This is a genomic window from Frankia sp. CcMO1 (assembly GCF_977945845.1).
Map to the genome: position 1 here is coordinate 1 of NZ_CDWTMG010000185.1, position 9714 is coordinate 9714.

The following is a 9714-nucleotide window of genomic DNA, read 5'->3' on the forward strand; positions in this document are numbered from 1 at the left end:
CCTTTCAGCTGCCTCCTTCCGGGACAAGCCCGGCGCATCTCCCGACCGCAAACCCCAGAGCGAAAAACAGCCCCGAAAAGAGGAAACCCGCACGGAGGAAGCATGGAAAACACGCGGAACTCCCCGGAGAATACCCAGCGCGGGACGATCATGATCCGGCATACCCGGGAAGCCGGGACGTTGGTCGAAGGCGCCAGCCGAGCGGACTACCCGACACTGTCACCAATCTTCACAAAGCACCGGGTCCGCTGGTCGAGCCACATCGGCGACGGCGGAGCCTGGTTTTGGCGAAACAGCCGGGGACGGGGCGCGGACACCTACCGGATCAACGAGTTGGCCGACGCGCTGCGCGCCGCCGGGTACCCAATCGAGATCGCGATCGACGAGACGCCAGTCACCGACATCGCGGCGCTCGAAGCGGCCCGCAACCAGCGGGCCGAGGATCGCGCCGACTACCACGCCGATGCCGCCGGTCGCGCGGCGGCCCGCGCCGAGGCCCGGTGGAAGGCGGCCCGCGGCATCCGCGATCACATCCCGCCAGGGCAGCCCATCCTGGTCGGCCACCACTCGGAGGGCCGGCACCGCCGGGACCTGGCCCGCGCCGACGGCCACGAACGCGCCTCGGTCGAGGAAGCCGGCAAGGCTGGCTACCACGCGAACCGGGCCGAGACGGCGGCCCGGTTCCAGCAGCACCGGGAGAACGTTCCCCGCACCCTGCGCCGCATCCGCACGTTGGAAGCCGACCAGCGTGCCGCGGAGCGGGCGTTGGAGAAGGCGACCCGCCGCGTCGCCCAGGGCGGCGTACCACCCGACCCGGTGTGGAAGGCCGGCATCGAGGCGGACGCCGCCCAACGCGCCGCCGAGATCGACTACTGGAAGCGGAATGTCGCCGAGCAGGAAGCCGCAGGCGTGAAGGTCTGGCGGCCAACCGACTTCCAACAGGGTGATCGTGTGCGTTCGTCGTTCGGCTGGCACACGGTGCTGCGGGTCAACAAGCAGTCGCTAACGATCCCTCACGTCTTCATCCCTGGAGAGACGTGGCGTCTGTCGTACGACCAGGTGCTCGACCGCCGGGTCTCCGTCGTTCCACATCTCGAAGTAGCGCGTGACCAGCTGTTGCGTCGGCAGTGACATCCGACTGTTGATCATCTTGGGGTTTGTCTTCCCGGCGAAGGTTGTGTCCTGCCTGGCAGAGGTCCTGCTGCGCAGGCCTCCGGGCGTTCGATGAGCTGACCGCGTTCAAAGCGTGCTCCGGCGCGGACGAGCGATACGAGGTGGGGTGCGTTGACGGCGCGATTCCCGGTTACGGGAAGATCGTGCCAGTGAATGCCGCTCACTCTCGGGAAACTCAACATACCGACACCGATTCAACTGGCACTTCCCGAAATTAAATCCTTCGAGATCGAGTTTTAATATAAAATGGCCAAAGGCGTGAGCGTGGCAGGTTCGACGATTTTTCTTACCGGCTGACTACCGGGGCTATGCGAGCCTCGCGGACCGTGTGTCCCCGGCGGGTTACCAGGCAGGTATTCGTAGCAGGGAAGAGTTTCGGGAAGGTGGCCGGGACATCAGAACCCAGCCTTCTCCCATGACCCACCTGCCCATCGTCACAGGCTGTTCCCAGATGCCGATCTACCTGCCCCGTTGGGGTGCCGCACCTCGGACCCCGCGCAGAACACCACCCTTTCTCCACCCTGGGCCCACCCTCCCCTTCGCTGCGCCAAAGCCGTGCCGATGACCAGGCCAGGACAAGACGCAAGCTGCTCCCCGGATGATGCGGAGGGCTCGGTCGACCATAAAACGTCCCCCGACGGTCCTGGACCCGCGCTGAATGGACGGCAGGCGGATAAGCATCCCCATGGAGCTGGACGTTACTATCAAGACACCCAAAGCGACGAGGTCTTTCTCATACTCCTCCCGGACGGGCCGCCGACCCTCACCCCCTCGGCGGCACGGGCACTGCTACGTATCCTGCTGGCAGCACAATCCACCCGTTCCGGCCGAACACCCGGGACCGAAGCGAACATGCCGCGGAAAGATCCGCCCACCTCAGACTCATCCGCGTCGCCTCACCACAAAGGACCGCCCCCATGATCAGACTCGCGTTCTGCGGCAGGGTCTCCACCGAAGACCAGCAGGATCCAGAGGCCTCCCGCAACTGGCAGATCGCCCGCGCACGAGCCCTGACGGAGAAGCACGGGGAGATCGTCGCCGAGTACTTTGACGTCGGGCACTCCCGGTCCCTGCCCTGGAAGCGCCGTCCACAGGCCAGCCTGCTACTCGACGCCCTCCGGAACCCCGATCGGGGTTTCGATGCGGTTGTCATCGGCGAGCCGCATCGGGCGTTCTACGGCAACCAGTTCAGCCTGATCTTCCCGCTGTTCACCCACTATCGCGTCGCGCTGTGGGTGCCCGAGGTCGGCGGGCCGATCGACCCGACCTCGGAAGCCCACGACCTGATCATGTCAGTGTTCGGGGGCATGTCGAAGGGAGAACGGAACCGCATCAAGATCCGGGTACGGACCGCGATGGCAGCCCAGGCCAAGACCGAAGGCCGCTACCTCGGCGGCCGGCCGCCCTACGGCTACCGCATCGCCGACGCCGGCCCCCACCCCAACCCGGCCAAGGCCGCCGACGGCAAACGCCTCCACGTCCTGGAACCCGACCCGGTCACCAGCCCCATCGTGGCCAGGATCTTCTCCGAGTACGCCGCAGGCCGCGGGCTGTACGCGATCGCCGAGGGACTCACCGCCGACGGCATCCCCAGCCCGTCAGCGCATGATCCGGCACGCAACCCGCATAGGACCGGTATCGCCTGGTTCAAACCGGCGCTGCGTGCCATCCTGACCAACCCCCGCTACACCGGCCGTCAGGTCTGGAACCGCCAGCGCAAGGACGAGGTCCTTCTCGACGCCGAGGACGTCGCCCTCGGCTACGAGACCCGAATGCGGTGGAACAACCCCGACACCTGGATCTACTCCGCCGCGATCGTCCATCCGCCGCTGGTCGACGACGACACCTTCGCCCAGGTCAAAGCCCGCTACGCCGCCCGCAAGCGTGATCCGAGCGGGCCGCGCGAGCCCAAACGCACCCGGCACCCCTACCAGCTCCGTGGGCGGATGCGCTGCGGGATCTGCCAGCGGCGGATGCAGGGCAGCTGGAACAACGGCAAACCCCACTACCGCTGCGTCTACCCCGACCAGTACGCCCTCGCCAACCACGTCCACCACCCCCGCAGCGTCTACGTCCGCGAGGAACTCATCGTCCCCCACCTCGACCGCTGGCTCGCCCGCGCCTTCACCCCGCCCCGGCTCCCTGTGACCATCGCCGCCCTGACCGCCGCCCAGGACGACGACACCGACATCGGCCGTGACGCCAACCTCGCCCAAGCACGGAAGGCCGTCGCCGACTGCGACGCCAAGCTGGAGCGATACCGGCTCGCCCTCGAAGCCGGCACCGACCCCGCCCTCGTCGCCCGCTGGACCGCCAAAGCCAACACCGAACGCGCCGCCGCCCAGGCCCGCCTCCGGACCACCACCGACCGTCAGCGCATGACTGAACAGGAGATCAGCGACATCGTCACCGTCATGGGCGACATCGTCACGGTCCTCGCTGAGGCCGACCCAGCCGACAAGGCCGAGATCTACACCCAGCTCGGGCTCCAGCTGATCTACGAGCCGGGAGCCCACCGAGTGATCGCCGAAGCCCAGCCTCAAGCAATCATGTACAAACGAGAGTGTCCGAGGGGGGACTTGAACCCCCACGCCCGTTAAAGGGCACTAGCACCTCAAGCTAGCGCGTCTGCCATTCCGCCACCCGGACAGGTGGTCGCGGATGTCTCACCCGCGAACGACTGCGATGTTACACGCTCCAAGGGGGTGGTTGTCGCTACCCCCGACCACCAGACGATCAAGTCCCGACTTGCGAGTTCTGCCCCGCTTCGACGAGAACGAGAAGCGGCAGGATCACTACTCGAGGTGTGTCTCGGAGAATGTCGATCATGACTGGCTGGGCGCCGGGGCCTCTGGATCTCGCCTACGCGACGGGCCTACGTAACGGACCCGCCCCGCGGCTGGCCGCCCCGACCCGCCGGAGGAACTCCTCGACCAGGCTGATCAGCTCCCGGGCCACCTCGGGCGGGAGATCTGCGGACAGCACCGCCGGCAGTTGGGTTCCAGCTGCTCCGGCGAAGCTCCGGTTACTTACGCGGAGCATCGACTCGAACACTGGAAGTCCGAGACTCGATGCCTGGTGGATGTAGGGCCGCAGGAAGCTGGTCGGCCGACCGCCGTAGTACTGGACCATCATGAGAACAACACCGAGCACCCGCGGTTCGAGTCGTTTCACGGCCGGATGCATCCCGGACTGCAACTCCGCGACCCTGTTGTACTCCCAGACGAACCGGCCCAGTCTGCTCATCAGATGTTCGATGCCCAGCGTCGACAGGTTGTCCGGCCGGGCCGGGATGAGCAGGTGGTCGCAGGCGGCGATCGCGGCCCGGGTGATGACTCCGAAGTTCGGCGGGCAGTCGATGAGCACAAGGTCGTAGTCGTACGTGGAGAAGGACGCCAGCCCGGTGGCCAGCCGCTGGTAGACGTCGAAGTAGTACCTGGTGGACCGGTGGGCCCGCGCCCCGCCCAGCCTGGCGGTGAGGTCCATCTCGATGTCGCCGAGCGAGAGGTGCGACGCGAGCAGGTCCAGCGTGCTGCCGCCCGCGGCGACGGCGGCGTTGACGATCGACGGCGTGGTCACGTACCCCGCGAGGGGCGGTGGGGTGGTCTCCGGCCGCCACGACTCGAACCACGCCTTGACGGTTCTCCGGTGGTCGGCGAGGTCCGTCCGCCAGGTCTCGGGCCGGTAAAAGGAGAAGGTCAGGTTCGCCTGCGGGTCCAGGTCGATCATCAGTACCCGTCTCCCCAGCCGGGCGATCGCGGCGCCGATGTTTGCGGTGAGCGTGGTCTTGCCTACCCCGCCCTTGTAGCTGGCGATCGCCACGACCTTCACCGCATCCTCGCTCCCGGTCGCGCGCTCCGCCCGGCGGCGGAGGGACGTCGTGCCTCCTCGGCCGGACCCTCAAGCTTCCGCGTCCGGTTCACCAGCAGACTACGGCTGTTTCTGGATCGGTCACGTGGCCGGGAGTCGGATACTGGTGACTTCCGCCTTCGGGGACGGGAAGGAAGTCCCCCCTCGATCCGTCTCCGGACGCCTGAGTCTGGGATGCATGGGTCAGAAGACGATCGATGGGAACGAGGCCGCCGCGTTGGTGGCCTACCGGGCGAGCGAGGTGATCGCGATCTATCCGATCACCCCGGCGTCGGCTATGGGGGAGCTGGCCGATGCGTGGGCGGCGAAGGGCCGCCCGAACCTGTGGGGTGCGGTGCCCGAGGTCGTCCAGCTGCAGAGCGAGGGTGGTGCCGCCGGCGCGGTGCATGGGGCGTTGCAGGCGGGTGCGCTGTCGACGACGTTCACCGCCTCGCAGGGTCTCCTGCTGATGCTGCCCAACATGTTCAAGATCGCCGGTGAGCTCACGCCGATGGTTCTCCACGTCGCGGCCCGGACCGTGGCCACGCACGCACTGTCGATCTTTGGTGATCACAGCGACGTGATGGCGGCGAGGTCAACCGGTTTCGCCATGCTGTGTTCGGCGTCGCCGCAGGAGGCGCATGACCTGGCCGCGGTGGCGCAGGCGGCAACGCTCGAGTCGCGGGTGCCGTTCCTGCACTTCTTCGACGGTTTCCGCACGTCGCACGAGTTGAACGAGGTGGCGTTGCTCGACGACGGCACGCTAGGTGGTCTGCTGGCGGCCGAGCATATCGATGCCCATCGCCGCCGGGCGTTGTCCCCCGACCGCCCGGTGATCCGGGGCACCACCCAGGATCCCGACACGTTCTTCCAGGCCCGGGAGGCGTCGAACACGTTCTACGCCGCGGTTCCCGGGATTGTGCAGGGGGTGATGGACCGGCTGGCCGCGGCGACGGGCCGGGCCTACCGCCTGTTCGAGTATCAGGGTCATCCCGAGGCCGAGCGGGTCGTGGTCGTCATGGGGTCGGGTCGGTCGGCGGTGCGGGAGGCGGTCACCCGGCTGGTCGAGCGAGGCGAGCGGGTCGGGTTCGTCCAGGTCCGCTTGTTCCGTCCCTTCGACGGCCGGGCGTTGCTCGCGTGCCTGCCCTCGACGGTGCGGTCGGTCGCGGTCCTGGACCGGACGAAGGAGCCGGGCGCGTCGGGTGAGCCGTTGCGGCTGGACGTCGTCGCCGCGTTCGCGGAACGGCCCGAGCGGATGCCGCGGGTGATCGGTGTCCGTTACGGGTTGGCGTCGAAGGAGTTCACCCCGGCGATGGCGGCGGCGGTGTTCGACGAGCTGGCCGGCGCGGCGCCGCGTCGGGAGGTGACGGTGGGTATCCGCGACGACGTCACGGACCTGTCGCTCGAGGTGGACGACGACCGTGTCCCGGAGCCGGATGACGTGCTGCGGGCGGTGTTCTACGGGCTCGGTAGCGACGGCACCGTGGGTGCCACGCGGGCGACGGCCGGTATCGTCGCCGCTCGCACGCCGCTGCACGCGCAGGCGTACTTTGTGTTCGACTCCAAGAAGTCGGGGTCGATGACGGTCTCGCATCTGCGGCTGTCGCCACGACCGGTCGACTCCCCGTGGCTTATCCAGAACGCCCAGTACGTGGGCTGTCATCAGTCCTCGCTGCTGGAACGGGTGGACGTGCTCGCCGTGGCCGCGCCGGGTGCCACCGTGCTGCTCAACAGCCCGCATGCGCCGGAGAAGGTGTGGGACTATCTGCCGGCCGACGCGCAGCGGCACCTGCTTGACCGGGGTGCGCGCCTGTTCGTCGTCAACGCCGACCGGGTGGCGAAGCAGGCCGGCATGCCCGGGATCGTAAGCCCGGTGCTGCAGACCTGTTTCCTGGCGCTGTCCGGTCTGCTGGACCGCGACGAGGCGATCGCGGCGGTCAAGGACGGGGTCCGCGCCGCCCGCGGCAAACGCGGTGACGCCGTGCTGCAGCGTAACTTCGCCGCCATCGATGCCGCGCTCGACGCCCTGCACGAGGTCGACCTGCAGGCTCGTGTGGTCACGGGGCAGGCGCGCCGGCAGCTGCTCGGCGAGGCGCCCGCGTTCGTCCGGCAGGTGACGGCGCGGATCATGGCGGGGGAGGGGAACCTGCTTCCCGTCAGCGCACTACCGGCTGACGGCACCTTCCCCGTCGGGACGGCCCGGTACGAGAAACGCGGCCTGACCCGCGAGCTTCCGGTGTGGGATGCGGACCTGTGCATCGACTGCGGCAAGTGCGCGATCTCCTGCCCGCACGCCGCCATCCGGATGACGTTGTTCGAGCCGGCGCAGCTCGCCGGCGCGCCAGCGTCGTTCCGGCACAAAAAGCCGAAGGACCGCACCCTCGCGGCGTTCCGGCTCGCGGTGCAGGTGGCACCGGACGACTGCACCGGCTGCGGCATCTGCGTCGAGGCGTGCCCGGCGAAGAGCCGGGAGATCGAGGGCCATCGCGCCCTGGACATGGTCGACGCCGCACCCCGCTTCGAGGAGGAACGCGCCGGATGGGCGTTCCGCGAAACGCTGCCGGCGGTCCCACCGGCGCTCGCCCCACCGGACACGGTCCGCGGCTCGCAGCTACGGGAGCCGCTGTTCGAGTTCTCCGGCGCCTGCGCCGGCTGCGGGGAGTCGCCCTACCTCAAACTGCTCACGCAGCTGTTCGGTGACCGCATCATCGTCGCGAACGCCACGGGATGCTCGTCCATCTACGGCGGCAACCTGCCGACCACACCCTGGTCGGCGGGCACCGACGGCCGCGGCCCGGCCTGGGCGAACTCGCTGTTCGAGGACAACGCCGAGTTCGGGCTCGGGCTACGCCTCGCGCTCGACACCCGGGCCCGCGAGGCCCGCCGGCTGCTGCGCGCACAGACCGCGACGGTCGGCGGCACGCTCGTCGAGGCGCTGCTCACCGCCGACCAGTCGACCGAGGCCGGCATCCTCGACCAACGCCAGCGGGTGGCCGAACTACGCCGACGGCTGGCCACCGTCGACCACGACACCACCCTCGACGCTGTTCTCGACGACCTCGTCGACAAAAGCGTGTGGATCATCGGTGGGGACGGGTGGGCGTACGACATCGGCTTCGGCGGCCTCGACCACGTGCTCGCGTCGGGGCGCGACGTCAACGTGCTCGTCCTCGATACCGAGGTGTACTCCAACACCGGTGGGCAGGCGTCGAAGTCGACGCCGCGCGCCGCGGTCGCGAAGTTCGCCGGCGGCGGCAAACGGACCCGCAAGAAAGACCTCGGGCTGCTCGCCGCCGCCTACGGCGACGTGTACGTCGCGCAGGTCGCCCTCGGCGCCAACGACCAGCACACGGTGAAAGCCTTCAACGAGGCGGCCAGCTGGCACGGCCCGTCCCTCATTGTCGCCTACAGCCACTGCATCGCCCACGGCATCACCATGACCGACGGCATGGCCCACCAGAAAGCCGCGGTGAAATCGGGATACTGGCCGCTCTACCGGGTCGACCCCCGAGCGGAAAGGCCGTTCTCCCTCGACTCGCGGGCACCGTCCATCCCCTTCAGCGAGTTCGCCGCCACCGAGTCCCGGTTCACCCTCCTCAACACCGTCAACCCCGACGAAGCCGACGAGCTCGCGGCACTCGCCCAACGCGACATCCTCGGGCGCTGGCAGACCTACGAACACGAAGCCGCCCACCCCCGCAACACCACCACGCAAAACTGAAGCGGCGCCGTGATCACCAAAGGGGACGTAATGAAGTAACAAATACGTGATCGAGAGCATCATCGCAGGTCACAGGCCTGTGGAGGGTTCGAAACGCGCAAGTTATTTCATTTCGACTCCAAAGCGGCGCCGTGCTCACCAAAGTGACGCCGTGCCCCATGAGACCAGTGAAATATTCGATCTTGATGGCGGATCCGTGAGCACGGTGAATGTGCCGTCTTGCGCGTCTTGAGAGTCGCGCAACAGCGGCTTGCAAGAATTTGACAGTAATGTCGAGATGTTCCGGGCTTGTTCCGGCTATAGATGGTTCCTCGCCCAAGGAGGGTTCGCCTTGACGGAAAAGACGGGAAAGACTGGGGAGACGGGAAAAGCCGGCCCGGAGTTCGGTCCGTTGGCGGCCCTGGCCGGTGAGTGGGAGGGCAACCAGGGGGTGGACGTTGCCTTCGGCAACGCCGAGGGCTCGATTATCGAGACCCCGTACCGCGAGAGGGTCACCTTCAAGCCCTTCGGTCCCGTGGACAACGGCCCGCAGTGTCTCTACGGCCTCGACTACCACATGGCCGCGTGGCGGGCCGGCGAGGAGAAGGCGTTCCACACTGAGATCGGCTACTGGCTGTGGGACGCCGATCTCGGCCACGTCATGCGGTGCTTCATGGTGCCCCGCGGTACGGTCCTGATCGCTGGTGGTGCCGTGGCGCCGGACGCGACCGACTTCACCCTGCGGGCGCAGGCCGGCTCCCCCACATACGGTATCCTGTCCAACCCCTACCTGGCTCGCGCGGCGAACAGCATCCGCTACGAGGTGAGCATCACCGTCACCGATAACGGGAGCTTCGCCTACACCTCCACGACCACCATCGATCACGAGCGGGTGTCCGACCCGGTCGCCCATACGGACCGCAACGTGCTGCGGCGCCTGTCCGACGCTTAGCCGCCCGGCTTAACCGCTTGGCTCAGCCGCTCGGCCTATC

At 67.9% G+C, this 9714-nt stretch carries 5 protein-coding genes and 1 tRNA gene; 4 read left to right on the forward strand and 2 right to left on the reverse strand.

Annotated features, from left to right (window positions below; all coding sequences use genetic code 11):
- The first annotated feature begins 102 nt into the window (after positions 1-102).
- Both AC08OU_RS18315 and AC08OU_RS18320 read left to right on the forward strand, forming a co-directional pair.
- The gene (locus AC08OU_RS18315; protein ID WP_476602182.1) at positions 103-1131 is read left to right on the forward strand and encodes a DUF3560 domain-containing protein; all 1029 of its coding nucleotides are present in this window, start codon (positions 103-105) and stop codon (positions 1129-1131) included.
- Between the two features lie 959 nt (positions 1132-2090).
- Complete coding sequence (locus AC08OU_RS18320) at positions 2091-3773, forward strand: recombinase family protein (protein ID WP_476602181.1); 1683 nt, start codon at positions 2091-2093, stop codon at positions 3771-3773.
- On the opposite strand, the gene AC08OU_RS18325 is transcribed toward AC08OU_RS18320, so the two are convergent.
- Positions 3738-3822 (reverse strand) — tRNA-Leu (locus AC08OU_RS18325). The two genes, AC08OU_RS18320 and AC08OU_RS18325, sit on opposite strands and share 36 nt — an antisense overlap.
- Positions 3823-4035: 213 nt before the next feature.
- Complete coding sequence (locus AC08OU_RS18330) at positions 4036-5004, reverse strand: ParA family protein (protein WP_476605393.1); 969 nt, start codon at positions 5002-5004, stop codon at positions 4036-4038.
- A 217-nt stretch (positions 5005-5221) separates the two neighbouring features.
- Between AC08OU_RS18330 and nifJ the strand changes: the two genes are divergently transcribed.
- Both nifJ and AC08OU_RS18340 read left to right on the forward strand, forming a co-directional pair.
- The gene (gene nifJ / locus AC08OU_RS18335; protein WP_476605394.1) at positions 5222-8743 is read left to right on the forward strand and encodes a pyruvate:ferredoxin (flavodoxin) oxidoreductase; all 3522 of its coding nucleotides are present in this window, start codon (positions 5222-5224) and stop codon (positions 8741-8743) included.
- 331 nt (positions 8744-9074) lie between these two features.
- Entirely contained in the window at positions 9075-9674 is a 600-nt protein-coding gene (locus AC08OU_RS18340) for a heme-binding beta-barrel domain-containing protein (RefSeq protein WP_476602040.1), read from the forward strand.
- The last annotated feature ends 40 nt before the right edge of the window (positions 9675-9714 follow it).

Bases quoted from the DNA above. Each gene is read 5' to 3' on its own strand.
- AC08OU_RS18315 (WP_476602182.1), top strand. From the start codon at position 103: ATGGAAAACACGCGGAACTCCCCGGAGAATACCCAGCGCGGGACGATC.
- AC08OU_RS18320 (WP_476602181.1), top strand. From the start codon at position 2,091: ATGATCAGACTCGCGTTCTGCGGCAGGGTCTCCACCGAAGACCAGCAG.
- nifJ (WP_476605394.1), top strand. From the start codon at position 5,222: ATGGGTCAGAAGACGATCGATGGGAACGAGGCCGCCGCGTTGGTGGCC.